A 26,217-nucleotide genomic window follows, 5' to 3' on the forward strand; every position below is an offset into this window, starting at 1 on the left:
CCATGCTAATAAGTGGTGACTGTACTACTTCAAGTGAACTTGAGGTCAAGTGTGGCTGGAGCCCACACATTTTGTATGAATTAGGTTTTTGACAACTCATTAATAAGGTTAGCGACAAGAGGAGTTTGATATTTTTTAGATAAAGTAACGAAAAATAATGAAGAGTGGATCAAGTGTCATTTCTTTATTTGCAACTACCGAAATGACACTGTGTTGGTGCTTTGAGATTAAAGCAGTTTTACAACCCCATTGCGGCCATATGCATTTTTGATTTTGTCTTTACCGCAACTGCGCTCACGCATACTTTATAATGTTGCTTTTCATTTTTTAGTTTTCTGAGTAACAACTCTCGCGCAGACTTTTTAATATAATTAATTGGGGATTGTCCTATGGTCATTGGCCTAGGCACCAAATCCATCAAATCGGAACACTTCTTTGACTGTTGCAGCATTTTAACAGTTTGATCAAACACAGCGTCGTTTATATCCCAGCTGTCTACTTGTGCTCCATAAAGGCTTGAGAGAAAAGTTCTCAAATTGTCTTTTTCTTTATCACTTAATGCCATGATTACTAACTCCTTTTAACTATTTTGTTTACCACATTTTGAAACTGTATTTGTTGTCCAAAAACCTCTATTTTATGAATGACTTGTGCTTCAAGAACAAACACTATTCCATGCGCTTCCTCTTTGTTGTAACTACTAAATATCGTAATATCGTCAATTGATTTCTGCTGAACATTCTGTATTGGAAAAGAGTTTGCGATCTCTTCTGAAAGTACCTGGAGCCAAGCTGGCAATTTCATTCTTGAATCGACCTCAAACAAACTCCGTATAAATTGATGTTCATGCCCAGATAAATCAACAGCAGGTATAAATCTTTTCGGATCTAACGTTTCGTGAAGCAACTTATTATCTTCAAACGTCAACACTAACGTTTCAGATACATGCGAAATAATAATAGGTGAGTCGACATTTAACTTGATGACCCTCGATAGGATCAACTCTTGAGCGCTAAGACTGGTTGCCCAAAAGAAAAAAATGAGTGTAAATACGGTCCTTATCATAACATTACTCCTTTAAATTGATTAAAAATAGTATAGCGCTAGGTTAACGAGTTACTGACTTTCCTCAATCAATAACTCACCCTTGATTACAAAAATCTTAAGTTTGACATGCTATGATCACGTAAATTAACTTTACCTTAATGCTGTTACCTCACAAACTTGATTGCACCAGTCACACTTCTTATCAATCATGTTTCCGAACTAATTTGCAATATTTTTGGCGTCATAGCATGACAATAACCATTTGTTTTTATTTCTTTTAATCTGGTGAACGTACAGATGTTTTTAAAGGAGAGCATCGTATGAAAATAGGTACATTTATTGATGCATTGAAAAGAAAGTTTCAGTATGATGATTTATTGGCCACTTTGGAAATAATAACAATATAATAAATAAGGAATAATGATGAAATACCTTGCCATTTTTTTGCTCATGTTTGCCTCTTTTCAGAACCATGCGGTTGTCAAAAGACATGATGTTGACCCTGACTTGTATAAGGTTAACAGCATTCCGCAGTTTTATGTTGATATGCCATTCCAAGGCGGTTCGGTGTTAATCGATAAGCATTGGTTATTGGCACCAGCTCACGTCATTTATACGTTTATGTATGACTATCAAGACAAACCTATCATGGTGCATGGTGTTGAAAATCAAATTGCACAAATCATTATTCATCCGGATTACAAAAAGGTAGAAGGTGATTGGAGTGAAGGCGACCCGACACCGCTTATGGAGCAGCTAAATAACGCCAAAGACATTGCATTAATTCGCTTAAGCAAGCCAGTAACACACATTCAACCCATCGCTATATATGAGGGAAATGAAGAGTTAGGCATGGAAATAACTGGGTTTGGTCGCGGCGCTATCGGAACGGGGGTAACGGGTGAAGAGCACGACTCTGAGGGACCAAGCCTAACGACCTATGCATGGTATCAAGTCACCAAATTTTTTTCAGATTGGGCGTTCACTCAAGACGACTATCAAATGCATGTTTACAACAACGTGATCACAGAAGCAAAAGCCCACTGGCTCAGATTTACCTTCGAACAAGGAGCCGATGCGCTACCGTTAGAAGGCACCATAGGCTCTGGAGATAGCGGCGGCGCAGCAATCATTTATCAAGGCTCAACACCAGTATTGGTTGGATTGGCAGCGTGGCGAGAAATTGAAGGCGATTTGGAAAATTATACTTTAGGAAAATACGGTTCAACAGCAGTATTAACGCGTGTATCTTATTACCAAGATTGGATAAATAAGCATATCAATAAAGGTCAGTAGCAAGTATAGCGCGTCTAAAAAGCAGATCATAAAACGGTTGCTAAATTTACCAGTGTCCATAGCTAGATACGGAGACTTTATGGATTACGAAAAATTTTTACCTAGTGAAAATTTGTCCTCATTTATCAATTGCTTTTGGACACTGGAAATTACTGCAGATAAAAATGCCGCAAAGCAACGTATTGTCCCCGACGGCTGCATTGAGCTGGCCTTTATATTGGGCGACGATATTAAGCGCTATACATCAGAACATGAATACATATTGCAACCGCGCGCAATGGTACTTGGCCAAACCGTTTCTCCTTTTTATATTCAACCAACCGGATACGTTCACACCTTTGCAGCCAGCTTTTTTCCTTATGCCTTTTCCCACTTTATTTCGAAACCTATAAAGAGCTTAAAAAATCAAGAAACATCGATTTACGAGCTATTTAAGCCAGATGAGGCCACAAAGCTTGAAAGTGATATCATCCAAGCGCGAAACACAAACCAAAGGATTGAGATTTTAGAGGCCTTTCTCCTTCACAAGCTGAGCGACCCGCAGACAATTGAGCACATTGTAAAAACAACGGTAGACATTATCTTTGCACAAAATGGCGATATATCTGTTAATGCAATCACCAAATCAAATCCCAACAAAAGGCGCCAACTAGAGCGGAAGTTTTTAGATCTTGTCGGTATTAGTCCAAAACATTTAAGTAAACTTGTACGCTTGCAAAGCGCTTTAACACTCCTCATAAATCGTGAAGATAACTTCACCAACATCGCGTACAAAAGCAATTATTATGATCAGTCTCACTTTATTAAGGACTTTAAAGCACTCACAGGGGTAAACCCGCGAGCGTTTCTCGATGACGAAGGCATGACGCTTTCACGGCTTTTCTATAAATAGTCCTGTCGCTTTTTTACAATTAATTGTTGTCTCCCCACGCTATCTTAAAGTTGAACTCGTTGAGCCTTAAACGAGCCCAGTAAACACCAACCTAGTCACCAATAGCTAGCCGACCCACATAGAAAATAAGGACGATAACATGCACAGCTTTGCATCAATTTTTGAAATTCCAGCAACCGACTTAACCCGCGCCGTAAAGTTCTACAGCCGCATTTTTGCGGTCTCCATTGAAACCATAGATATGTTTGAAATGACAATGGCACTCTTCCCGTACGAAGGGCAATCTACCGTAGGTGTGATTGTTCAAAGTGAAGGTTGCACTCCTTCCAGCACTGGCGTCACTCTGTATTTAAACGCGGGTGAAGATTTACAGCTGGTGCTATCAAAAGTAGAAGAAAACGGTGGGAAAATACTGACCCCCAAAACCCCACATGCAGACGAAAGCGGCTTCTTCGCGTTATTTTTAGATACAGAAGGTAATCGCTTAGGTCTGCACTCACCAAAGTGAATTCGCGCTTTCATGGTAATTGGAATAAGTTAATACTTGCGATATAACTCTGCCCATAAGCAGAGTTTAATTTTTAACAGAGGTAAGTTTGCCATATTCGCTTATCCCATAATACTTTGCTTGGATAGTGCTGTTTTTGCGCCGCTTTGGGCTTTACTACTTTTTCCCGTCTTTCTGTTGGTTGACTTTGATTAATCATTATTGTGCCCTCGAGTATGACCTCTTCGAAGTGCACATAAAGGGCAGTGAAGATTTGCATGTTTTCGCTCAAGACTAAAGTAATTGCATTGCCCGCTTAGCATGATGTACAGCAACTTAAAGTATGATTCTTTTGGTTTTACTTTCTGAGTTTGTTCCTTCATCGCTCACCATCTTAAAAATTAAAAAAGTGTGAATAAATAGTCTTATGAATACTTGAACGCATATTGCACTCACCTGCACTAATAATTATCACATGCTCTAGAAGTAAGAGAATATATGAGCTTTTGTCCAATGTGTTTGACGATTCATAGTGGTTACAGTTAAAAATAAAACATTGACAGTAAGAAACATAAATTTCACAATTATACATATTCACCCATTCATAAATTTGGCAAGGACGATGACAGAGCAGGAAAAAGGCAAGACGAAAATGATCGAAGATCTTAGCTTAATTGGCTCTAAGTTCAGTGGTGAAAATATTCTCTACATGCGTTTATCGCTCGGCCTTAGTCTTCGAGGTTTTGCTAAGTTCTTAAATATGGGTGTCTCTCACCAAACAATCAGTAATTGGGAAAACGAATATTGCAAACCTTCTAATGGTGCTTATGAGGAGTGTGTAAACAAGTATTTGGCTAAAAAACATAAAGTAAAACAAAACCCTGCTAGAGTACTGTTACTAAACCCAGCTACTGTGCGATACTTAAAATCGTTACTCAGTTCGGTTTCGAAAGAGGAACGCCAACAATTTTTAGATAAGCTAGACGATGGAGACCGCTAAGCGATGAACTGCATGCGTAAAAACCAACAAAAAAATTTAAAAGCATGGCAATGTAAGCAAATTTCCGGTGGTGTAGGAGGAGGTGGTGATGTCGGCGGTGACCCTTATAATGTCGCAAAGAGTTCAATCCCACAGCCATCAGTCAACATCCTTACCATGGAGAGGTTTAAGCAATGAATCATTACACAAAATTAACGACCCAACAATGTAAACAAATCTCAGGTGGAGTTGCCGGTGGTGGAGTAAAAGGTGGTGTTCCTTATGATGATACAAATAATACTACTCTACAATTATCAACTCACACGCTCACCTTGGAGAGATTAAAACAATGAGAAACTTTACAAAATTGACTAAAAAACAATGTAAAAATGTATCAGCAGGAGTCAATGGAGGTGGAATTCAGGGTGGGGATCCTCAATCGGCAAATGCCACCAAGACAGAAAGTCCAGAAGCTCAATCTCAACGTAGAGCGTGAACATGGAATATGTATTGAATATTTTTGATAGTCCAAGGCTCGCTATCACTGAAATAGTGTTTTTCACACTTCTTATTGCAGTTATTGTAGCCAATCGTAAAGACGGTCATCGAGTCTATCTGGTACTAGTGATGTTTTCAACTAAGCTGGCCGACCTAATTATAAGACCTTTTTTGCCTTGGGACGTCATTACATTTCAATTTGCACTTTTTATACTGAATTTGCTTCCCGTTTTACTAATTACATATCGATTATCTATAGTTAGTTGGGTACAAAAAGTCACCTCGCTTTCATTCACAGTTTTCAATAACAATAATACAGCCAAAGAACAAATTGCGATCTCGTATATTTATGGCTTTGTCGCCATACTCTGCCTTGGAATGATTGGTGAACATATTCTTAGGCATCCAGAATTGATAGGCCTCTCAGAAAGCTTGGCTATTCCAATTCGTTTACTGTACGACTCATATCCTTTAATAGTAACAGCCCTTACATATTTGCTAATACTAATCTTATTTATTATGACCATTGATGGCTGGGCCATTAGGAAAATGCGAGCGATGGAAGAGAAAAGAAACGCCAAAAAACGCTTAGGTTAAGTGTCTTACTCACGATATAAAAACAGTAGAGTAATGGCTCCCACATAGGACTCATTACTCTACTAAACGCAGCACGGGAGTCATTATGGGTTTAGACCATATAGTTAGCTGGAAGCATCATGGAAATAATTAGAAGCAAAACATTCATAGCACAACGCGCTTGGGGCGCAAAAGACATCGCCAATATGAATGGTATTACAACCCGCCTGCATTGGACTGATCAGCCTTATAAGTGGCATGTTAATGACGGTGAAGAAGTCTTTGTCGTGTTAGATGGCGAGGTTGACATGTTTTACAAAGAGAATGGCGTTGAGCAATCAGCCCTATTGCAAACTGGTGATATTTTTTATGCGTCAATTGGCACTGAGCATGTTGCCCATCCTCGTGGCGAGGCGAGAATTTTGGTCATAGAATCAGAAGGTAGCGTATAAGGTTTGGGTCGGTGTTAAACACCGATATCCGTTAAACTGGATAGGTCTAAACTTGAACTGTCAGACCCGATTGATAGGATTCAATCAAATCTAAGAGCCGCATATGTGCCAATAGTGAGCGGTGAGTAGCTATAATCCTGCACATTCCAAGATATGTCCTCATGACTTTGCACTAAACTAACGGGGAATAACGTAGAGGTATAATAATGAAGCGCTACTGTATTCTGCTCCTGGTAGCGAAGGGGAGGTGTTCTATGCTTTGTCAATATTCTTGCGGGGCTCGATCTTTAGTGCCATTAACTCTTTGTCTATTATTTTTAAACCCAATTCTGCTCGAATAAAATTTCTGATTTCAACAACCAATTCAGTATGGTTAGAGCCATTGTTCGAAGTAACTTCTTGAACAAACTTTTTACACAACTCTATTTGTCTAGGAGTGCCTATGAGCATGATGTTATTTACAGCTTTTTCAACTTGAAGATAATTCCCTAAAATATTGATATTTCTACCTAGTTCATGAAAGACATCGTATGCTTCAATTAGGTATTTTAACCTTAATTCTCGCTGATTATTTCTTAGATCTCTATCTGAATTCAGCTTATGACCAATAACCCACCCCACAACCGCAACGATCGAAGCAATGCATACTGGAATTAAAATCTTCCATTCCATGTTTGAAATTCCTACTGAAACCTAACAATCTTAATCTACTGAGCGATTCGGTCTTTTTCTGCCTTGAACCGTCTCGATTCTCTACTTAGAGACTTTTTATCATATTGGATAACATATTGCTACAAATCGCTTTCTTCCTTTAAAGCTAATATCGCTTGAGGTCAAATATGACCAATTCGCTCGCTTTCCTAACTATATGAGAAACTTGCAAATGGGCAGTCGGTAAGGATAGAAATCTACCGCTTGCTTCTCGATCTTAGCAATCTCCCCTTCAAAACTGCATGGTTAGATGTCAGCGACGACAATTAAACCCACTATCGCCTTGAATTTTTGCAAACCACTACACCTCACTCAAATACTGGATCATCCGTCCTGAGCGTTTCTCTTCTTTAAAGTCACAACTGGTTAGACGATATTAAACGAAGTTATCTGTTAAACAGCGGGTGTCGTGGATATCGCCAAGTAGAAACACTCGGCAATCGACGCTTGCTAATTGTGATGGGTGTCAGTTATTTTTGTATGGTTATCTATAAATTTATCGACTAGATAATGATTATCCAATGCCTTTTTCACTGTGAGTGGCAAGTTTTTTACATGCCTTGTTCCGCCAAAATCGCCAAGCAGATTTCCAAAATAAGAATCTGCATTGGGCTGTGCTAAATAATTCAAAGTAGCTACTGTTAAATTTGATGGGACTCTGACCAGATCCTGAGTTCATCTAAAATACTCAGTGCGGTTTTGCCAAAATCGGTTAATTCATAAGTTACAGCGACAGGTCTGTCACTTATCACTTTTCTACGAACCATCCCTTCACTTTCTAGTTCCTTTAGGCGTTGGTCGACCATTTTTTTGCTGGCACCGCCAAGCATACGGGTTAAGTCATTAAACCTTACAGGTTCATCTTTAAGGTGATAAATAATGGAACCTTTCCACTTTCCGCCAATTAAACGCATGCCTTTTTCGATAGCACAGGGTTCAGTGCATGCATTTAAAACTTTTTTTCTACCTTTACTGTCTGTTTTTACGACACTTTCCATCAGTTTTCCTAAAAAACAACTAGGTTACTAAAAGTATACTAATTGATAACTTAAATCAGGTTACTAAAATATACCACACATTGATTGAGTAGGAGAGTGCCTCTCTTACTTATTTTTGCTGAAATTTAGTTTGGAGTTGTTTTATGAGCACTACTGATCTTAAAAACGTATTAATTATTAATGCCCACCAATATTACCCATTCTCTGAAGGTAAGCTAAATGCAGCCTTGATTGATAAGGCAATAACCATGCTGGAAGATAAAGGTTATAACACGCGCGTAGTAACAATGAGTGACGGGTACGATGTGGAGGAGCAATTAGCACTTCATCAATGGGCAGACATTGTATTTTTGCAAACACCAAGCAATTGGATGGGCGTGTCTTGGTCATTCAAAAAGTATATGGATGAAGTATACACAGCAGGCATGGGAGGAGCTTTATGTGTTGGCGACGGTCGCACAGCAGAATCACCAAAGAAAAACTATGGTAAGGGCGGCACGTTAACCAACACCAAATACATGATGTCTCTCACCTTTAATGCGCCGGAAGAAGCCTTTAATGATCCAGAAGAATTCTTCGATGGGAAATCAATCGACGATTTAATGTTCCCTATGCACATGAACTTCAAGTTCTTTGGAATGAAGCCAATGGAAACATTTGCGTGCTTTGATGTGATGAAAAACGCAGATGTTGAAAACGACTTCAAACGTTTCGAAACGCACATTAACAAGCATTTTTAAGGAACAGTCATGAGCATTGATTATACCAATAAGCTTCATGCAGGTTCAGACTTTCCTGCAATTGAAACCAAACTTCTAAATGGTGATATTAAAAAGTTGTCTACGCCTGAAAATGGTTTGGATTGGAAGATGGTTGTTGTTTACCGAGGGCAGCATTGCCCACTTTGTACTCGCTACTTAAACCAGTTAGAAAGTGCGAAAGACCAACTCGCTCAAACAGGCGTAGATTTGATAGCCGTTTCTGGTGACAGTAAAGAACAACTCGAAAGTCATATGGAAAGACTTAATGTGACTTTCCCTATCGCATACGGTCTTACTGTTGAACAAATGCAAGAACTTGGGTTGTTTATATCAGATCCAAGATCGCCTGAAGAAACTGATCATCCATTTGCTGAGCCGGGGCTATTTGTTGTCAATAATGAAGGAAAAGTTCACGTAGTAGATATTTCAAACAACCCGTTTGTAAGACCTGAACTTCAGTCATTGATTAGTGGCTTAGGTTGGATACGAAATCCTGCAAACAACTACCCTATTCGTGGTATGCATAAATAGGAATTCCTATGAAAAAGGTTGTATTTACAGCTGTTACTTCAGTCCTATTGTTTGGAAATGCGTTTGCACAAGACAAGAAGGTCGAGGCTGCACACATTGCATCTCCAAACCAATATCAACTACTGCTAGAGAACGAAGAGGTTACTGTACTTAAAATGACACTCAAACCAGGGGAACAGGATAACTGGCATAAACACAATGCTGAGACTGTTTACTTCGAAAAAGGTGGCAAGGCGACGATAACAACGAGTGAAAAAGACATGACCTTGGAGATCCCGGATGGCTACGTGATGTGGCATGACCAATGGGAACATCAAGTTAAAAATGTTGGTGATACAACAATCACTGCAATTATCGTGGAGAAGAAATAATCATGTCAAAGACACAAATCAACATTGATATCGTTTCTGATGTGGTTTGTCCTTAGCGTGTAATTGACTATGGTCGCTTAAAAGCAAATCGCTGACCCCCACCACTAATTACTATAGTGATGGGGGTCACTTATTTTCTCTTGCTCCCGATAAGGGGGAGGAGTCCATACATCTCCCACAAAGCTATCCGCACTGCTAATTAGGAGGCTATGCTGATAGTTTTTGTAACCCTTGCAAACAGCTTCATCGTAAAAATCGTAGAAGATCTTACAAGCAACTTATTCCCCCTCCATCACACCCGAAAAGCATAAGCCGATATGCAATGTGCCGACAGGATGTCGGCTAAGTCTTGTCTGGCACACGGACGTGCCATACAAGACGGTTGCACTATATCGGCTTAGGGTTTGAGGATTGAGTGTGATGCTGGGGCGACGTTTTCTTGGTTCGTTCTTTTTCGTCGTTTAAAAAGAATGAACGAGGAGCGCATGGATGCGCTTTGATATTAAACATGGAGGTTTATGTTGCTAACGGCTGGTAGCTCGAAATGTATCGTGAAGTCAGCCCGTCCTCCTGACTGGTTTCGACGCCCATCCATGGGCTACGACATACTTTTCTTTGATGCCCAAAGAACAAGTATGCAAAAGAAAGGGCACTCCCGACATCACACTGACTCCTCAAGTAAATTGCCAATATGAACGTCACCGCTGTGTAAGGGCCATCCTTGGCCCTGTCACAGCTTTTCACGCATCCATGCGTTGAAATGACTCATTGGCACTTTACTTTCGGGTGTGATGAGGGAGGAAAACGGTGCTAAGAGCTTTTTTGGTGCTTGCAGGAAAATTTGCTGCTTTTGAGAGAAAAACTAGAACTCGCAACCAAAACTAATCCCCCCTTAACCACACCAGAAAAACATAACTTCTCGGCGGGTGAACCACCTCCCACAAAACTACTTAGACTGTTAATTAGGAGGCGATGCAGATAGTTTTTGTAACCCTTGCAAACAGCTTCATCGTAAAAACGTAGAAGATCTTACAAGCAACTTATTCCCCCTCCATCACACCCGAAAAGCATAAGCTGATATGCAATGTGCCGACAGGATGTCGGCTAAGTCTTGTCTGGCATAGGGATGTGCCATACAAGGCGGTTGCACTATATCGGCTTAGGATTTGAGGATTGAGTGTGATGCTGGGGCGACGTTTTCTTGGTTCGTTCTTTTTCGTCGTTTAAAAAGAATGAACGAGGAGCGCATGGATGCGCTTTGATATTAAACATGGAGGTTTATGTTGTTAACGGCTGGTAGCTCGAAATGTATCGTGAAGTCAGCCCGTCCTCCTGACTGGTTTCGACGCCCATCCATGGGCTACGACATACTTTTCTTTGATGCCCAAAGAACAAGTATGCAAAAGAAAGGGCACTCCCGACATCACACTGACTCCTCAAGCAAATCGCCAATATGAACGTCACCGCTGTGTAAGGGCCATCCATGGCCCTGTCACAGCTTTTCACGCATCCATGCGTTGAAATGACTCATTGGCAATTTACTTTCAGGTGTGATGAGGGAGACACAAGGCGCTGATAAATTCTTGTGGTGCTTGTAAGCGACTTAGCTGCTTCAGGAGATAAAACCAGAACTAACAGACAGCGCGATTCCCCCTCCATCACACCCGAAAAGCATAAGTCGATATGCAATGTGCCGACAGGATGTCGGCTAAGTCTTGTCAGGCATCATGGACGTGCCTTACAAGACGGTTGCACTATATCGGCTTAGGATTTGAGGATTGAGTGTGATGCTGGGGCGACGTTTTCTTGGTTCGTTCTTTTTCGTCGTTTAAAAAGAATGAACGAGAAGCGCATGGATGCGCTTTGATATTAGCCAAGGAGGGAATGCTTGATTAGGGCTGCTTTATAAAATCAAATAGTTAACCTGCTTAATTGCTCAGGCTATCGGCCTCTGTACGCGTAAAAAATATCATTGATTATTAAGGCAAATTTAGGTGTAATGAATATATAATAAGCGCTGAGCAATGCACGGAAAGCTTACATAACACTAGCTAAACTGATTACACTAGCTAGGAAAGTGAGAGCCTCCAAAAAGCTTGTTTTTTCTAAGTAAGCCATAGCATAAACAACACCAACTCTGTCACACCGAGCTGGTAGTGGCTCAGTTCAACAAGCGATTATGCAACACAAACTGCGTGTCGCATAAATACTAAAGTGTTATAACTCAAAGGGAGAATGAAGTGTCTGATGAATCAGTAGAAACAAATCAAGAACAAGAAATTCGATCAGAACGTCCCCAGCTATTCAAAATTATTTCTAGCCCTAAGGCTCTCGCTGGTGCTGTGCTTGTATATGCAGGCATTGGAATTCCATTTTTACTTAAAAGTGAATCAGATCTTGTTAGCCTTCTGAAAAGTCAGGCTCCCATGGTTATCGGAGTTGTTATTGCGATATTAGGTTTCGTCATGATGACTTCAGAAATGAGTAAGCTGAGAATTAGCCGAAAAGAAGAGCGCTTTGTGGATGTAGATGAAAAACGAAGTGCTGACAGCTCCGACTTGCAACTAAAGATACTAAAAGATATCAAGTCACTTAAGAATCAGACAAGCAGTTTAACTTCAGAAAAAATTGAAGAGTTACTATTAAAAGCAACTGAAAAGAAAGCTAAAGAAGATTCAGCTCTATTCGAATCATTTGAAAATTACTTTAATGACATTAGAAGTGTCTTAATTGAGCAAGCTCACACTGCCGATAAAAAAGCATCAATCCTTCTTGATAAAGGTACATCGTATTCAAGATGGGGAATAATGTTTTTCATTGCGGCAATCATTGCATGGCAGGTACTGTCTTGGGTAACTGGGTTTAAAGAGCAATATATTTACGGCATTGTTTCGTGTTCTCTTTTATTTATATTTATAGAGTTTTTATCTGCATGGTTTTTGAAGCAATATAGGCATTTTGTTGATACGTCAACTTATCACATTAAAGTGAAATCAATATTTGATAAATACATGATGTCTTTTTTGGCAATAAAAACCTTGGGTAGTGATAGCGAAAATCAAGAATTAAAATATCAAGCAATGCTCAAGATTTTAGAAGACGATATAAAGTGGCCAGAGACTTACCTGCTTAAAAATGGTGATGTTAGTTTTGCGAAAGAAGCCCTTGAAACAATGACTCATTTTGCAAAAGCAATGAAGTCAGAAGCTAAAAATCAGGCAAAATCAAGTTGAGTTATAACAAGTCAATCAACTTTGCGCCTACGGCGCCGGACGCAGCAAAGCTGCGCCGGTTATTGAAGCGTTAGCTCATAGGAATTTTTAAGCGAAATTCGTCTAATACAGCCGACGACCTAAAACGTTTTTGTCCAAAAAACGAGCTACCTGAACGTCAGCTACCATAATTGACTGCAAACTATCATGGTAGCTGTTGAACGCCGATATTTACACAGAGCCCCTTCAAAACAGCTTGATTAAATATCAGCAACGACAATTAAACCCACTATCGCCTTGAGTTATTGCAAACCACTACACCTCACTCAAATACTGGATCATCCGTCCTGAGCGTTTCTCTTCTTTAAAGTCACAACTGGTTAAACGATATTGAACGAAGTTGTCTGTTAAGCAGCGGGTGTCGTGGATATCGCCGGGTAGAAACACTCGGCAATCGCCGGCTTTGAGTGTGTCTGTTCCTCGGGATACAAGGTGGGTTTCGCCGCTTGCTGTGGTGATGGGTTTGTAAGTTGTCATTTCCATTTCGCCAGATTGCACAGCATAAAATACCCAACCTGCGCCGTGATCATGGGGCGGGCGGTACGTGCCCTTTTCTTCGGCATGGACTAGCAGCATAAAACCATGGTCAGGGTCTTGGTAGAGTGTTTTTGATGCCAGTCTTTCACGCATAATGCTCGCAAGCCAAGGCTCGTGCGGTGGAGACTGAGTAAGTTCGCTTAACAATTCACGTACAGTTACTGTGGTGCTTGAATTTAGCCCGCTCCAGTTGGCTTTTATATCATTGACGATTTTATCTAAGCTATTTTGCATTGCCTCTACCTCTTATCGTTTGTTCACTGTCATTCGTTTAAGAGGAGCATACAACTTCAAGTTCACTTTAAGTCAAGGAATAGAATTGCTCGAATAATAGCGGTTTTGTTTAAAACTGATAACTTAACGAAAGTTTGATGGTGCGACCAAAAATGGGTCTAGCGTAAAAGATGGCCTCTTGGTGGCTTAAATCATCCCTAGGATTGCCCTCAGTTAGCCCCAAAGCATTGGTGAGGTTTTTAACCTCAAGCTGTGCGCTGAGCTTTTCATTAATTGCCAACTCTGTAAATAAATCCCATGTTTGATAGGCTGGTAAGGCAAACCGATTGGCGATATCCGAATAGCGCTTACCAACATACGACCAGGTGATAGCCGCGGTAATAGGTCCTGCTTTGTATTCCGGCGTCAGTCGTAGTTGTAACTCCGGCGTTCGCGTTATTTGATTGCCATTAAATTCGCTTTGTGGCAATTGCTTGGGAATGCCATAAAACCCAGCGTCTTGCCACACACCTATCGCTCTAAATTGCAAGGCCGGACTATATTGATAGTCAAATTCGAACTCCAAACCTCGTGTTTGGGTATTGATTGAAACGGCTTGTTGAGTCGTAGCCGCACCGCGATACACCGTGAGCGGGAGCGGATCAAATTTGGTCTCAAATAACGCGCCACTAAACTGCCAATCAGCGGTTTGATAACGCAGTCCAACTTCACCTAACGCCAAGCGAATAGGTTGGCCAAAGTCTTGTTGTACGCGCTCCTCTTCACTTTTAGCCCACCCGCGGCCATTGCCGTAATTAATGAGCCGTGGCATTTCAAAGGCGTCGGAATAACGTGCAAATATCGCCATCGCGTCGCCAATTTGGTAATTTGCGCCAATACTGAGCGCATTTTGCGTAAAGGAATCACGCAAGGTAGTAGCCGGGAGATAGTGGGAGTAAGAAGCTTTTGATGAGTTCGTGTACGACTTTACCCCTTCAAGTAGCGTGCTGGTGAGATTCAGATGTTCATTACGAAGTGCCAAATCAACTCTAAGGTTTTCAGTGAGCTGCCAGTCAATATTGGCATACAGCGAATGTGATTGAGACAAGCCACTACCGCTTAAATAAACGGGACCGGCGTAAGATAAAAAGCCTTGTTCGGTAAAATTGGCAATCACCTTTTCTTGCCCATCAACCAGTACGATGTCCAGCCGCTCGGGTTGATGCTTTACATCCGTTAGTAATGCGCCGAGCCATTTATCTAGTGGTAACTCGTCGAAATCACTTCGAGCGTAAATATGACCGAGGGTCAGTGACCACTGCGCGTCGAGATAGTCCACACTAAAATGATTTACCAGCTGCTGTTGCTTGTAACGTGAATATAAAGGATAACTAGCAGTCACGAGACCATTACCATTAAGCGTTGCAGGGTTGGCAACTAAGGTGTTATCTGAATAACGTAAGTATCGAGGGCGCAATGCGCTATTTGCAAAATGGCGTTTAAATTCGATGATATCGGCGTGTTGCAATCGGCTTGTGGCGTCGACTATGGTTTGGTTGCCCAAATTCATTAAGGTATACAAATCATTGTTTAGGCTTGAAAATCGCGTACGATTGCTCAGGTTAACGTGTTCAAAAAGCGGCATATTAAACAGTAAAGTGTAGCTATTTAGGCGAGTTTGCTGAGCGTCTTCTAGGTCACGCTGCACGCGTCCTTCCGGAGTGAAGAAGGTGAGAGACCTGAGATCGTCGCTCAGTAGCGTTCCATCGTCATAAGACAGGCTCGCCAGCTCTCGAATTTCGCCGCTATTTTTCATCACTAAAGGCGCGTAAAAGCTGGTTTTATCGTTTAAATGTTTATAGCTAAAATCAAGCTCAAATGCGTCGGTTAACCAGCTCATGCGCGCACTCACTTGGCCGCCTAAGTCGCTTTGATAACCCGGCTCCCGAATACCATCGGAAGTACGATAAAACCCGCCTACCGTATAAAACCATTCATCACTCAACGCTCCGCTAAACACGCCATCAAAACGAGTGTAGTCATAGCTCAATCCCTGACTCACTTTCACTAAATTAAAAGGATTTTCTGAGCCTCGCCTGCCGATATAGTTCACCATTGCCGCAGGCCCGTTCACCGTAAAAATACCGCTACTGCCGCCCCGCACCGCTTCAATGGCTTGATGGGTTAAGTCTGGACGTAAAAAAAAGTCCCCCCAAATACCGTCATAGGTCACGGGCAACCCATCTTCCATCAGGCTGATAAATCTAAACCCCTCGCCGCCTCTAAGTCCCCTTGGCGCAACATTATTATTCGTTTCGCCACCCGAGTCTTCAACCCAAAAGCCGGTGATATTTTTGAGCGCTTCTGCACTGGAATACGGCGTTTGTTTTTCAAGTTGTAGGCTTGCAAGCTGAGTGATTGAAATAGACGAGTTTAAAATGCTACGGTTCTTGCCGCTTACACCCGTTACGATAATGCGCTCAAAGTGTTGTGCAGACTCAAGTTTTTTAGGAGTCACAAAAATACGCTGCTGCTCTGGGTCTAGGGAAAAGTCGTAGGCAGCTTGTTGAAAACTGGTAAGCAAGACTTGTTCGAGGGTATAGCGGCCAGTTACCTGCTCAACACTAATGTTATCTGAAATTTCGGCTGCACTTAACTGCCAGCCACTTTGCGCAGCAATATCGAGTAAACGCTGCTGCAAAGTCGCTTTGGGCAAGTTAAATTGATGATCCGTGGTAGCAAATGCAACGCCACCAAACCATATTAACCACGCTAACAGCGGGATTAATAGCTTGAATAACATAGTTTAAATCAATGTCTTTATTATTGTATAAACTTTGTACCACTTATATTGTGACTTTGCTATGACACTTTTAGCTAATTTGCGATTAGGGTGTATTCCTCGCCTTTTTGCATCACAGTGATTGGATAAATTTTTTCTAAACTATTGAGCCAATCGCCTATTTCAGTGGTTAAAAAGGTGCCGTTGTAGGTCAGTTTTGCTAGGCGCTGATCGCTTAACTTCACTTTGATTTCGCTATATCGCGACACATCATTAAGCACATTGCCTAATTCTGCGTTTTGATACACTAAGTAGCCTTTTTGCCACGCCATGGTCAACGCTTCACCCTGGGCTTTACTACGGGTAACTTCGCCTTGCTGCGTGACTTCTACCGCTTGCCCTTGGGTCAATTTAATGGCTTGTTGCTGAGTCACAGCCACACGGCCCTCAAGCACATCGACTCTAATTGAAGCCGGATTGGCGCGAACATTAAACACTGTGCCTAGCGCCTCGACTTGGCTGTTTTGGTAGCGCACGATAAACGGTCTCTGCTTGTCTTTACTCACGCTAAACAGCGCCTCACCTTGGTATAACAGCAGTTCTCTTGAAGTGTTGCTGTAGCGTACAGCCAATTGGCTATTGGCCCCTAAATCAACCTGACTATTGTCATCAAGGGTAATGGTGCGGTGCTCATTGACCTTAGTTTGAAAGAACTCGCTGTACACTGTATCGACTGGTGCTGGCTTAGCACTAGCAACCGGTGCTTGCTGTAGTGGCTGCTCCGGTGCCATAAAAGTCACCAAACCAACCAACAGCAAAGTCGCGGCAATCGCAAGATACCAAGGCTGAGCGCGGCGTTTGGACTGTGGCTTAATGTCAGTTACAGCCGTGGCGTTTTGTGCATCCAGCTGTGCAAGCTGCTGAGTAACATAGTCATCGTCAAGTTGGGCTGAAAGCGTCCAAAACTCCAACATGTTGTTGAACACATCACTGTGAAGCGGATTTTCAGCTAACCACACGTTAAGCGGCTGTGGATATTGAGTGCTGTCATGAGGTGAGATCTGCTGCTCGTCTAAGACTAATAACCAATCAGCGGCTTGTTCTTCAATTATTGCTAAATCGTCAGATAATGGAGTCATGTTTATATCCTTAACACTCATGATCAAAGCTCATGCTGTAACTGCTGGTAGCAATGACGAACTGCACGTAATACATATTTTCTTACCATACTTGGGGATATCTGTAAGGTCAAAGCTATCTCCTCATAGCTTTGACCACGTATTTTATACAATAAAAAAGCCAGCCTACATTTGTCGGGTAAGCTTGCGAGAGACTTTTCCATTTCTTTAAGTAGCTCTTGGTTGTGGTGGTTTTGTTCAGGGTTAGCACTTGCGTAAGGTTGTGGCATTTGATCGCTATCGTGCTCACGATCATCAAACGGGCTACGCGCTTTACGGCGCAGCTTATCAATGGCCAAATTGGTTGCAATTTTATACAAGTACGCGGCGATGTAGTTGCTGACATTATCCTGCTCAAGTCCAAGCAATTTCACAAACGCCTCTTGGGCAACGTCTTCCGCCTCACGTTTGTCTAACCCTTTGCCCATAATGTGGCGGATCAGCTTTTGCTGTTGTTTTAAAAACAACTCCTCTACCTGCTGACGACGTGCAAGGTCGTCGTTTGCAGCTGCCTTAGTGGTATCAACGGCTTTACGCTTAAAAGATAATAACGGTGGCATGAATACGCATCCTACTCTTCCATTTGTGTTAGCGTGCAGCGAACCCATAAATTAGTAGGTTCGCTGGCGTTGCTTAAATCAATTTGCTTAATTAACCGTTGCGACTCGGCTTACTTTGCCCGAATCACTCACCGTTCTGAGTTGTACTTTAGATGACGCGGTCAATGTCACAGGCCCTTCATAGCGATGCCATGTTGCGCCTTGGTCAACCGAATACTCCGTAGCCATGCCAACAAACCGGGTATTGACGATTAACTTACCGCCTTCAATCGCGCCTCCAGGTAATGGAATACGATAATTTACCCCTACCTGCTGTGGTATTTGAGCATTAATATCGACCACTTGGTAATAGTCCAATAGTGGTAGAGCGTATTGTCCTAAAGTGTTGGTAAAAGTGTGCCAAGCCTCGGTAGTCGCTGCGCCTTGCGCTGGCATATCTTGCACCCATGCACGCTCAGCGGCACCCAGTAATTTCGGGAAAGTCATATAATCAAGAATTTCTGGTGACTTTTGGTTTTCGCCAAATAGTTGCGCCTGAATACCTTGAACATTTTGTTTACCCGCTTCGCTCAGTAACACCCATTTTGGATCCCACGGCACTGGATTGCCCAGCTTGTCACGCTCTGCATTGGCGTAAATATTAAACGGACGATATTCAAACGCCTTTTTGGTATCTGTGTAACCTGCCCAGTGATAGCCTATTTCATCAGGATGTTTGTTATACGCAAGGTCAAGATACAAGTTTGTCGCATGGGCCAGCACGACTTTGTGACCTTGGTTAGCAAACTTGTAGGCCTGATGCTCATTGCCCCAACCCCACACGTTATTCCAAAACACGGGGAATATCTCACCGTAACTAACATTACCCGTACCATTGTGCGACAACACATCGCCCCAAGTTGCCATATCAAAACCATGCTGATTGACTATCTGCTTCCAGCGTAAAAAGAAGTAGTCAAACAGCTCTGCATCGGTTTTGCCTGCTGTAGCTGGGTTTTGATCGACCGCTGGAGATTGCGCCCACCATTCATTCGGACCTAAATGTGGCAGCTCGTCACCACCGCCATGCAGCCGAGTCAATGTCGCATCGGGCACGGCATCATAAATGGCGCGAGTTTCTTTCACCACATGGTTGAGGAAAGTAAAGGTGCTCTCAAGCGCTGGGTTAATAAAGTTGTCGGTATAAAATTGTGGGGTGTAATACTGCGACTGGTCGAGCGGATCAATCAATCTAAAACGATTTGCTTCAACTGGGTCGCTATCTTTATATTTGTTGTAGCGATATTCCATCGCTTTGATTGCTGCGCGCGCATGGGCTGGAAAATCATATTCGATGATCACATCAATATGACGGTCAGCGGCATACTGAAGAATTTCTTTAAAATCATTCACCGTGTAGTAGCCCCAGCCTTTACCGAGAAAATTTTGCTGCGCAATTTCAAACCCCTGATAACTAGGCGCGGTACCTAAGTTTGCCGCGGTTTCATCCGTGGGTTTATTTTCAATCCCATCTCCTGGTGCAAAGCCATTGGCAGCTCCCATAAACGTATGCAGCATCGTGCTTTCGCTCAGGTCATACCCCCGCTTTGCCCCAAACTCCGTGAGTTCAGGAATACCCGGTATTTCTAGTCGCCAACCTTCATCGTTGGCAAGGTTAATTTCAAATTTGTTTAACTTGTAAAATGCCATTAAGTCCAACAACTTAAATACCGTTTCTTTGCTTTGGAAATTACGCGACACATCCAGCATCATGCCTCGATATTCAAACCGTGGTGTATCCAAAATAGTGCTCGCGGGTAGTACGGCATTGTCGGACAAAGTGGTTGAGTTTTTAGCCGTTTTATACACAGTGGTGGGGATCATTTGACGAAGTGTTTGAATACCATAAAACACCCCTTGGGCGTCACTTCCAGTAATGGTGATCCCCGAGAATGCATCGACCTCAAGCTTATAACCACTAGAGTCCGGCTGATTGTCTTGATTGGTATCGAGATTTGGGTCTAGCTGCAACTTGATAAGGTTCGGGCCATTTTGCACAGTGCTATTAATCGCAAATGTGCCGCTCAGAATATCACGCAGCGCAGTTTGTAAGAAAGTGGCTTCTTTAGCCAGTGAAGTCGGCGCTGAAATACTGGTTAATTGGCTCATCAAAGTTAAGAATTCATCATTCGGTGTGACCACTGAATGGGGCTGCGGAACCAAGCGATTTTTCAGCGGCAATGCCATGTGTGTCGCGCTGTTTTCGGCGAATCGGATGGCGGACGTTTGCACCGGCATATTATCGTTAACCGCTTGCTTTGTTTGTTTTGGATCGCTAGGGTCCATCATCACATCCACCAGCACAGCTTGAGGCGCTTGATTATTGTAGCTAATGTGAAAACCCGACGGTGAGTCGTTTTTCAGCATTTGCCAATACTGTGCAACGATTTCAATAGTACGAGATTCACCCGGTTGAATGGGGGCAAAACCCGCTGTGGGCTTAAGTACAAAGTAATCACCACTTTTTGCGTCATCGGCATTTTCTAAACTTAGATTCTGTGCGGCGATATGCTGGCGCGCATACTGACCATTTGGATCTGAGTCTGGTAGTACGCTTGCAGGCGGCCTTACCGAGCTAAAATAAAGCGCCCAGCCAGACTCACCCAATGGCTCAAGACCATTATTAGTAATCGTCAGACTGCCAAGAAAGATATTCTCTCCAATGCCATGATCCACGACTTGCCAGTGTAATGCTAAGTTATCTGGGTGAGGATGTGCGACGCTATAGTGGCTCGCAGTCAACAAGGCTAAGCCTGACAGTGAGGCAGTAATTATCTGTTTTTTTGCAAACATGTTGGCTCCTAAAATATTGTTATTGTTCGGATAGAGCGCGTACTGCTGCCACTCTATCTATGTAAACGTTTGAGCCGAGGAAGTTGGGAATAGAATCGTAAATAAAGCCCTAATTAGGGCTTGTGTGATTAATATACCGCTATTTCATCGATATACAGGGGAAGTTTGGGGATTTGAATATCGTCAGATTGCTTACTATTAATGGCCACCACCTTTAAAAAACGTACACTTACAGGAGCAAACGACAACACCGACATGGGCCCACGCGGATTATTAACCTCAGCTAACGTTTGCCACTGCTGTTTATCACTTGAACCCAGCACTTGAATATGTGTTGGCGGGTGCAGTTGTCTATGTCGCCCGCTGTCAAAGCCCAGCTTAACCTGCTGCACTTGCGTTGACGCATCTAAGTCAATAACCGCCTCAAGATCGGTATCGTAAAAAATCGCATAATCATCAACGCTGTAAAATTGATCATAAGCAAATTGACCATCCTGCAGCTTAATCGCAGAGCCTTCGGCAGCTAACGAGGCAAGCGTTATTTCTTTTCCAAGTGCTAAATGAGGTGAAAGCGTTAAACGCGCATTGCCTACCAATTGCCCCAAATCGCTTACATAACTGCGGGCACGAAGCTGCGTTTCGTCAGTTATCACTAGTGGCTTTTGATATTGCTGCGATTGCAGCGTTGGCTCGCTGCCGTCTAAGGTATAGTAAATAGCCGTGTCGGCAATTTCAGAGGTAATGGTGGCGACGAGCTGCTGCCCATAAATCTCGCTTGAAATAATAGGCTTATGGCTACTATAAGCGGTATTGAGGTGCATCTGCTGGTAGCGTTTTATAAGCGCGGGTAACCGATATTGGCTGTAATCAGACCACGACTTTTGTGTTTTATTCGACCACAATGTTTCGGCCAGCGCACTCAAGCGCGGAAACAGCATATACTCGGCATGACGAGGGGTTTTTATATATTCAGTCCAAAGTGCCCCTTGCGCACCAATAATAAAGGCTTGCTGCTCAGCGCTTAAGTGGCTCGGCTGTGGCTCATATTGATAAACGTTTTTTAGACTTGAAAGCCCGTGGATGGCTTTGGGCTCATCAAGATTGCGCGATTGATAGGCATCAAAATAAATATATTGATAAGGGCTCATGATCACCTGATGACCCATTTTTGCAGCTTGGATGCCTCCTTCCGTGCCCCGCCAAGACATGATCACGGCGTCATCCGCCACCCCTCCCTCTAATATTTCATCCCAACCGATCACCGTTTTACCAAGATTTTGGACGATTTTAGCGACCCGTTTAATAAAATAGCTTTGCACTTGCTCAGGTGTGGTTAACTGATGCTGTTGCATCAACTTTTTCACTTCGGGGCTTTCTAACCACTGCTTTTTTATCACCTCATCGCCACCAATGTGGATATATTGGCTCGGAAATAGCTCGGCAACCTCTTTGTATACAACACCAAGAAACGCAAACACGTCTTCACGGGGACATAACACATCTTCAAAAATCCCAAACTGCGGCTGCACCTTTACTGCTCGCTGGTGGCAAGATAACTCGGGATATGCAGCAAGCATCGCACTGCTATGCCCGGGAATATCGATTTCAGGGATCACTTCAATATGTCGCGCCTGCGCATACTCAATCACTTCCTTAATTTGCGCCTTGGTATAAAAGCCCGACACCGTTTTATTATCAAACAATGGTTGAAAATCATAGGTATGGCCAACCACGGTATGAGGCCGCGTTGCCCCAATCTCGGTTAGTTTAGGGTATGCATCAATGGCAATTCGCCAGCCTTGATCATCGGTTAGGTGCCACTGAAAGACATTGAATTTATGCATCGCCAGCCAATCGATATAACGCTTCACAAACGCCACATCGAAAAAGTGCCGACTTACATCTAAATGCATGCCACGGTATGAGAATCTGGGCTGATCTTTTATTTCTACCGCAGGTATTGCCCAACTCGCCTGATTTATAGGCATACGCGACTCAATCTCAACAGGGAGTAATTGTCGCAGTGACTGCATCCCCCAAAATAATCCGGTCGCAGTATTCGCTTGTATTTCAACCCCTTCAGGCGTCACGCTCAGCGCATATCCCTCTTGAGATAGCGGTATATCGACAATCTTAAAGGCAATACTATTTTTAGTTGTGCTATCAGCCTGAGACACTGGCAACTGATAGCCCGTAGGCGAGCGTAAAAAGATCGCTAATTGCTGCGCAACGCTTTGAGCTTGCTGCTGGTTAAAGGTAATTTTACTGTCATGGGTGAGGTTAAAGTGACCATTACCAACACTAGCACTCAGTGGTTTTGGGGTGATCTGTAGCGCTGTACAAAGTGGTGTAAGCAACAAAGAAAACAGCAATAAACTGCTTTGCAAAAATGTATAAAAGACACTCTGGTTCATAAATAACTTCCTGAGAAAAGCCCGCTTTTAGCGGGCTTGAGTGAACTAATGAGCACTGGGCAGTGTGCAAATTAGCAAGGGAAATACAGGGCCTAATGACCTTTGCTATTTAATTTTTGTTCCCCTGAGAGAGTTTTGGTCGCGACGCCCGACTTGCTACATAGTGGGCTGAGCAAAAAGTTAAGCAACAATGAACTAAGCGCACTCAGGTGAACCCGATTAGGTCCTAAAAATTAAGCGTCAGCGAGGCGCTGATGGTGCGTCCTAAGATCGGCCGAGCATAGTAATAATCGTATCCTGCTTGAACATCGTTGATGGCCCGCGGGTTTCCTTCGGTTAACCCGAGCTCATCACTGATATTTGTCGCTTTCACATGCAGCGCAACCGCGTCGGTAAAGCGATAATTCACCCCCATATCGATTGTGGTGTAGGCAGGGAGCTCAAACTTGTTCTCCCCATCTGAGTAACGCTCTCCTAAATGGTGAATAGTTAAATAGATATCACCATCGTCAAAGTAGTAGGTTGGCGTTAACCTAAGCTGTACTTTGGGTGTGCGCTTCACTTGCTTGCCTTCCCAGTGTGCAAATGCTCCGGTAAATCCTTCCATTTTTGGGTCTTGCAACACGCCTGTCAGCTCAAGCTGTAAATTGTCATGCGCCTGCCACACCGTTTCAAATTCGAGACCATCGGTGACAGTGTCTATCGTTTGATTCGCCACCTCACCATCGCTGCCGGTAAAATTACGTTCCACTAAGTCATTAAATTTAGTTCTAAACAAGGTCAGTGATGCGCCAATTGAATCACCAGCATAGCGAGTACCCAACTCGCTAAAAGTTAGATTAACGCTGTCATTAAAGTCGGCTTCAACCCCCGAGTGAATATTCTGACCAAAGCTCATTAACCTTGGCATTTCAAAGGCATCGGCATAACGACCAAATACTGACACATCATCCGAGAAGGTATAATTGAATCCCACCGTCCATGCAGTTTCGGTTTCGCTACGTGTTTTTGACAGGAATTTGTGTGACGGCATATCGACGTAATTGTTGGCAAGATTGTTATCTATGTCATTACCAGCGCTGTCAAAAGCGCCCGCTACAGGCTGTGCAAATGTGGTCGCTGAGACGGTGCTATCTAGCTCCAACCACTCAACCCGAACCCCACCGTCAATACGAAGGTTATCGGTTGCTTGATATTGTTCATTGATAAATAAAGAGTTGGAAGTACTGGTACCAAAAGCAGTTGCCTGTCCCCAACCAGGTGCATAACCCGTTGAGCCGTGGTCAGTTAGTTGACCCACCACTTGCTGATTGCTGTTAACTGCAACAATATCGAGTAATCGAGCATTGTCTTTTACTTCCGTTAAAAACTGCGATTCCCATTTATCAACTGGCAAGGAGTCCGCATCTACATAGGCAAATAACCACCCTATGGTCAGCGTGTGCTGATCACCTTCATAGGTAAAATTGAGCTTATTAACAAACTGCTCAGCATCGTAGCGCGAATAAAGCGGGTAGCTTGTGGTGACTAAGCCGTTTCCGTTTAAATTGCTAACATCTGTCAGTATTTCTCCATTATCGACGTATCTATACCGTGCGGCAACGGCGCCATCACTGGCAAACTGGTCCAGCATATTTTGCACATCTTGCTGCCCAAGTCGGGTATTGGCATTGACGAGCGTCGAGTTATCGAAGTTAAGCAAAATATACATGTCGTTTTCAAACTGTGAGTAACGGCCAGCTGTATTGAGTAGCCAACGGTCGCTTAACTCCCAATCTAAGTGATAGCCTATGGTACTAAACTTGGTATGCTGCCCATCTTTAAGGTCTCGTGTTTTATAGCTGCCATCAGGCTGTAAATAGTGTAAAAAGCGCTGACCATTACCAATTAAGGTGCCATGCTGTGGGTCGACACCAGCAATGCCTTTAGGGTCACTTTGATCTCTTAGCGGAATAGGCACAAAGAAAGTGGTATGGTCATTGAGGTGTTTGGCAGACAGCGTGAGTTGGCCTTTGTCAAACTCACGTACTAAATTGAGTCGAAGTTGGCCGCCGTGATCTGCGGTAAACTCTGTGTCTCTCACGCCATCAGAACGACGATAAGAGCCACCTATCGACATTTTCCAGTTGTCACTAATGGGTGTGCCATAAAAGAACTCGCCGCGATACATGCCGTAATCGGCAGCAGTTAAGCGGATCGTCGCTTCTTCAATATCATCCGGTTTACGGGTAATAAAGTTTACTAACGCCGCGGGGCCATTTGTGGTCAGTAGGCCTGAGGTGCCCCCACGAACCGCTTCCATATGTTCAATCGTGATATCTTGACGCTGATAGAAATCAACCCATACGCCGTCGTACACCACAGGTAGCCCGTCTTCTTCAACGCCAATGTAACGGAAGCCTTCACCGCCACGTAGTCCTCTAGGCGCAACATTATTGTTGGTTTCACCCCCTGAATCTTCAACCCAAAACCCTGGCACGCTTTCCAGTAGATCCGCCGTACCTAGTGGCGCTTCTCGCGCCAACTGTTCAGCATTTAATGTGGTAATTGAGACCGATGATTCCAACTTAGTTTGGCCGCGCCCACCGCTGCCAGTCACGACAATTCGCTCAAGGTCGAGTAGTTTCTTTTTTTCTGTAGTTTCTTGCGTTTCTTTTGCTTGTGCAATAGCTGTGTGTGGCCCCAATAACGCGCCACTAATAGCAAGCGCAATAAGGTGTTTGTTATAACGAGATGTATTATTGCTCATGGTATTCCCTTCATTCTTGTTGTTGGCAGAGCGAGTGAGTGAAGCTCTGTAAATCTATAAACGAACGAAGGGAAAGTTTTA

23 protein-coding genes and 1 pseudogene are annotated in these 26,217 nt (G+C 43.1%); 12 read left to right on the forward strand and 12 right to left on the reverse strand.

Annotated elements, in window-relative coordinates:
- Positions 1–238: 238 nt before the first annotated feature.
- Together MHN30_RS11710 and MHN30_RS11715 are read right to left on the reverse strand one after the other, a co-directional pair.
- On the reverse strand, positions 239–565 hold the full coding sequence (locus MHN30_RS11710) for a hypothetical protein (RefSeq protein ID WP_099029860.1): 327 nt from the start codon (positions 563–565) through the stop codon (positions 239–241).
- Positions 566–570: 5 nt separating this feature from the next.
- Positions 571–1,065, reverse strand: a complete 495-nt coding sequence (locus MHN30_RS11715) for a hypothetical protein (RefSeq protein ID WP_239359728.1) — start codon at positions 1,063–1,065, stop codon at positions 571–573.
- 402 nt (positions 1,066–1,467) lie between these two features.
- Here MHN30_RS11715 and MHN30_RS11720 point away from each other — a divergent pair, with 402 nt between their 5' ends.
- The 8 genes from MHN30_RS11720 (at position 1,468) to MHN30_RS11755 (ending at position 6,227) form a co-directional block, all read left to right on the forward strand.
- Positions 1,468–2,343 carry a trypsin-like serine protease gene (locus tag MHN30_RS11720; RefSeq protein WP_239359729.1) on the forward strand — a complete coding sequence of 292 codons (876 nt, stop codon included), beginning with the start codon at positions 1,468–1,470 and terminating at the stop codon, positions 2,341–2,343.
- A gap of 79 nt (positions 2,344–2,422) precedes the next feature.
- A complete protein-coding gene (locus tag MHN30_RS11725; RefSeq protein WP_239359730.1) occupies positions 2,423–3,235 on the forward strand; it encodes a response regulator transcription factor in 813 nt (270 codons plus the stop codon).
- A gap of 139 nt (positions 3,236–3,374) precedes the next feature.
- On the forward strand, positions 3,375–3,743 hold the full coding sequence (locus tag MHN30_RS11730; RefSeq protein ID WP_239359731.1) for a VOC family protein: 369 nt from the start codon (positions 3,375–3,377) through the stop codon (positions 3,741–3,743).
- Positions 3,744–4,344: 601 nt separating this feature from the next.
- Entirely contained in the window at positions 4,345–4,722 is a 378-nt protein-coding gene (locus MHN30_RS11735; protein WP_239359732.1) for a helix-turn-helix transcriptional regulator, read from the forward strand.
- 12 nt (positions 4,723–4,734) lie between these two features.
- A complete protein-coding gene (locus tag MHN30_RS11740; protein WP_239359733.1) occupies positions 4,735–4,899 on the forward strand; it encodes a hypothetical protein in 165 nt (54 codons plus the stop codon).
- Positions 4,896–5,054 (forward strand): hypothetical protein, encoded by a 159-nt coding sequence (locus tag MHN30_RS11745; RefSeq protein ID WP_174169609.1) that lies wholly within the window; start codon positions 4,896–4,898, stop codon positions 5,052–5,054. The genes MHN30_RS11740 and MHN30_RS11745 overlap by 4 nt, the downstream gene beginning before the upstream one ends.
- Positions 5,055–5,199: 145 nt before the next feature.
- The gene (locus MHN30_RS11750; RefSeq protein WP_174169610.1) at positions 5,200–5,796 is read left to right on the forward strand and encodes a hypothetical protein; all 597 of its coding nucleotides are present in this window, start codon (positions 5,200–5,202) and stop codon (positions 5,794–5,796) included.
- 119 nt (positions 5,797–5,915) lie between these two features.
- Positions 5,916–6,227 carry a cupin domain-containing protein gene (locus MHN30_RS11755; protein WP_239359734.1) on the forward strand — a complete coding sequence of 104 codons (312 nt, stop codon included), beginning with the start codon at positions 5,916–5,918 and terminating at the stop codon, positions 6,225–6,227.
- A gap of 252 nt (positions 6,228–6,479) precedes the next feature.
- Here MHN30_RS11755 and MHN30_RS11760 read toward each other — a convergent pair whose 3' ends face one another.
- The 3 genes and pseudogenes from MHN30_RS11760 to MHN30_RS11770 all read right to left on the reverse strand — a co-directional run bounded on the left by MHN30_RS11760 (position 6,480) and on the right by MHN30_RS11770 (position 7,936).
- Complete coding sequence (locus tag MHN30_RS11760) at positions 6,480–6,899, reverse strand: hypothetical protein (protein WP_239359735.1); 420 nt, start codon at positions 6,897–6,899, stop codon at positions 6,480–6,482.
- A gap of 519 nt (positions 6,900–7,418) precedes the next feature.
- Positions 7,419–7,568, reverse strand: a pseudogene (locus tag MHN30_RS11765) (DUF479 domain-containing protein); the annotation flags it as partial.
- Between the two features lie 11 nt (positions 7,569–7,579).
- Positions 7,580–7,936 carry a helix-turn-helix domain-containing protein gene (locus MHN30_RS11770; RefSeq protein ID WP_017217773.1) on the reverse strand — a complete coding sequence of 119 codons (357 nt, stop codon included), beginning with the start codon at positions 7,934–7,936 and terminating at the stop codon, positions 7,580–7,582.
- 143 nt (positions 7,937–8,079) lie between these two features.
- On the opposite strand from MHN30_RS11770, the gene MHN30_RS11775 reads away from it, so the two are divergent.
- The 4 genes from MHN30_RS11775 (at position 8,080) to MHN30_RS11790 (ending at position 12,832) form a co-directional block, all read left to right on the forward strand.
- Complete coding sequence (locus MHN30_RS11775; RefSeq protein WP_017217774.1) at positions 8,080–8,676, forward strand: NAD(P)H-dependent oxidoreductase; 597 nt, start codon at positions 8,080–8,082, stop codon at positions 8,674–8,676.
- Between the two features lie 9 nt (positions 8,677–8,685).
- On the forward strand, positions 8,686–9,228 hold the full coding sequence (locus MHN30_RS11780; protein ID WP_017217775.1) for a peroxiredoxin-like family protein: 543 nt from the start codon (positions 8,686–8,688) through the stop codon (positions 9,226–9,228).
- 8 nt (positions 9,229–9,236) lie between these two features.
- Positions 9,237–9,599: a hypothetical protein gene (locus MHN30_RS11785; RefSeq protein ID WP_017217776.1), complete on the forward strand. Its 363-nt coding sequence runs from the start codon at positions 9,237–9,239 to the stop codon at positions 9,597–9,599.
- A 2,240-nt stretch (positions 9,600–11,839) separates the two neighbouring features.
- Positions 11,840–12,832, forward strand: coding sequence for a hypothetical protein (locus tag MHN30_RS11790; protein WP_239359736.1), 993 nt, complete (start codon positions 11,840–11,842; stop codon positions 12,830–12,832).
- A gap of 294 nt (positions 12,833–13,126) precedes the next feature.
- On the opposite strand, the gene MHN30_RS11795 is transcribed toward MHN30_RS11790, so the two are convergent.
- The 7 genes from MHN30_RS11795 to MHN30_RS11825 all read right to left on the reverse strand — a co-directional run bounded on the left by MHN30_RS11795 (position 13,127) and on the right by MHN30_RS11825 (position 26,136).
- Positions 13,127–13,642, reverse strand: coding sequence for a hypothetical protein (locus tag MHN30_RS11795; protein WP_010603861.1), 516 nt, complete (start codon positions 13,640–13,642; stop codon positions 13,127–13,129).
- A gap of 109 nt (positions 13,643–13,751) precedes the next feature.
- Positions 13,752–16,424 (reverse strand): TonB-dependent receptor, encoded by a 2,673-nt coding sequence (locus MHN30_RS11800; RefSeq protein WP_130165736.1) that lies wholly within the window; start codon positions 16,422–16,424, stop codon positions 13,752–13,754.
- A 74-nt stretch (positions 16,425–16,498) separates the two neighbouring features.
- Positions 16,499–17,542: a FecR domain-containing protein gene (locus MHN30_RS11805; protein WP_130165735.1), complete on the reverse strand. Its 1,044-nt coding sequence runs from the start codon at positions 17,540–17,542 to the stop codon at positions 16,499–16,501.
- 23 nt (positions 17,543–17,565) lie between these two features.
- Complete coding sequence (locus tag MHN30_RS11810) at positions 17,566–18,141, reverse strand: RNA polymerase sigma factor (RefSeq protein ID WP_130165734.1); 576 nt, start codon at positions 18,139–18,141, stop codon at positions 17,566–17,568.
- Positions 18,142–18,228: 87 nt separating this feature from the next.
- Complete coding sequence (locus MHN30_RS11815; RefSeq protein WP_239359737.1) at positions 18,229–20,973, reverse strand: family 20 glycosylhydrolase; 2,745 nt, start codon at positions 20,971–20,973, stop codon at positions 18,229–18,231.
- A 128-nt stretch (positions 20,974–21,101) separates the two neighbouring features.
- Positions 21,102–23,387, reverse strand: a complete 2,286-nt coding sequence (locus tag MHN30_RS11820; RefSeq protein WP_239359739.1) for a family 20 glycosylhydrolase — start codon at positions 23,385–23,387, stop codon at positions 21,102–21,104.
- A 226-nt stretch (positions 23,388–23,613) separates the two neighbouring features.
- Positions 23,614–26,136 carry a TonB-dependent receptor gene (locus MHN30_RS11825; protein ID WP_239359741.1) on the reverse strand — a complete coding sequence of 841 codons (2,523 nt, stop codon included), beginning with the start codon at positions 26,134–26,136 and terminating at the stop codon, positions 23,614–23,616.
- Between the last annotated feature and the right edge of the window lie 81 nt (positions 26,137–26,217).

It is taken from the genome of Pseudoalteromonas sp. OF7H-1, assembly GCF_022347825.1.
Taxonomy (GTDB): Bacteria; Pseudomonadota; Gammaproteobacteria; order Enterobacterales; family Alteromonadaceae; genus Pseudoalteromonas; species Pseudoalteromonas maricaloris.

What these genes read in the sequence shown, in the direction of transcription:
- MHN30_RS11740 (WP_239359733.1), top strand. Translation starts at nt 4,735, where the DNA reads ATGCGTAAAAACCAACAAAAAAATTTAAAAGCATGGCAATGTAAGCAA.
- MHN30_RS11810 (WP_130165734.1), bottom strand. Translation starts at nt 18,141, where the DNA reads ATGCCACCGTTATTATCTTTTAAGCGTAAAGCCGTTGATACCACTAAG.
- MHN30_RS11745 (WP_174169609.1), top strand. Translation starts at nt 4,896, where the DNA reads ATGAATCATTACACAAAATTAACGACCCAACAATGTAAACAAATCTCA.
- MHN30_RS11825 (WP_239359741.1), bottom strand. Translation starts at nt 26,136, where the DNA reads ATGAGCAATAATACATCTCGTTATAACAAACACCTTATTGCGCTTGCT.
- MHN30_RS11795 (WP_010603861.1), bottom strand. Translation starts at nt 13,642, where the DNA reads ATGCAAAATAGCTTAGATAAAATCGTCAATGATATAAAAGCCAACTGG.
- MHN30_RS11780 (WP_017217775.1), top strand. Translation starts at nt 8,686, where the DNA reads ATGAGCATTGATTATACCAATAAGCTTCATGCAGGTTCAGACTTTCCT.
- MHN30_RS11785 (WP_017217776.1), top strand. Translation starts at nt 9,237, where the DNA reads ATGAAAAAGGTTGTATTTACAGCTGTTACTTCAGTCCTATTGTTTGGA.
- MHN30_RS11730 (WP_239359731.1), top strand. Translation starts at nt 3,375, where the DNA reads ATGCACAGCTTTGCATCAATTTTTGAAATTCCAGCAACCGACTTAACC.
- MHN30_RS11775 (WP_017217774.1), top strand. Translation starts at nt 8,080, where the DNA reads ATGAGCACTACTGATCTTAAAAACGTATTAATTATTAATGCCCACCAA.
- MHN30_RS11720 (WP_239359729.1), top strand. Translation starts at nt 1,468, where the DNA reads ATGATGAAATACCTTGCCATTTTTTTGCTCATGTTTGCCTCTTTTCAG.
- MHN30_RS11735 (WP_239359732.1), top strand. Translation starts at nt 4,345, where the DNA reads ATGACAGAGCAGGAAAAAGGCAAGACGAAAATGATCGAAGATCTTAGC.
- MHN30_RS11820 (WP_239359739.1), bottom strand. Translation starts at nt 23,387, where the DNA reads ATGAACCAGAGTGTCTTTTATACATTTTTGCAAAGCAGTTTATTGCTG.
- MHN30_RS11725 (WP_239359730.1), top strand. Translation starts at nt 2,423, where the DNA reads ATGGATTACGAAAAATTTTTACCTAGTGAAAATTTGTCCTCATTTATC.
- MHN30_RS11805 (WP_130165735.1), bottom strand. Translation starts at nt 17,542, where the DNA reads ATGACTCCATTATCTGACGATTTAGCAATAATTGAAGAACAAGCCGCT.
- MHN30_RS11715 (WP_239359728.1), bottom strand. Translation starts at nt 1,065, where the DNA reads ATGATAAGGACCGTATTTACACTCATTTTTTTCTTTTGGGCAACCAGT.
- MHN30_RS11755 (WP_239359734.1), top strand. Translation starts at nt 5,916, where the DNA reads ATGGAAATAATTAGAAGCAAAACATTCATAGCACAACGCGCTTGGGGC.
- MHN30_RS11710 (WP_099029860.1), bottom strand. Translation starts at nt 565, where the DNA reads ATGGCATTAAGTGATAAAGAAAAAGACAATTTGAGAACTTTTCTCTCA.
- MHN30_RS11750 (WP_174169610.1), top strand. Translation starts at nt 5,200, where the DNA reads ATGGAATATGTATTGAATATTTTTGATAGTCCAAGGCTCGCTATCACT.
- MHN30_RS11815 (WP_239359737.1), bottom strand. Translation starts at nt 20,973, where the DNA reads ATGTTTGCAAAAAAACAGATAATTACTGCCTCACTGTCAGGCTTAGCC.
- MHN30_RS11800 (WP_130165736.1), bottom strand. Translation starts at nt 16,424, where the DNA reads ATGTTATTCAAGCTATTAATCCCGCTGTTAGCGTGGTTAATATGGTTT.
- MHN30_RS11770 (WP_017217773.1), bottom strand. Translation starts at nt 7,936, where the DNA reads ATGGAAAGTGTCGTAAAAACAGACAGTAAAGGTAGAAAAAAAGTTTTA.
- MHN30_RS11760 (WP_239359735.1), bottom strand. Translation starts at nt 6,899, where the DNA reads ATGGAATGGAAGATTTTAATTCCAGTATGCATTGCTTCGATCGTTGCG.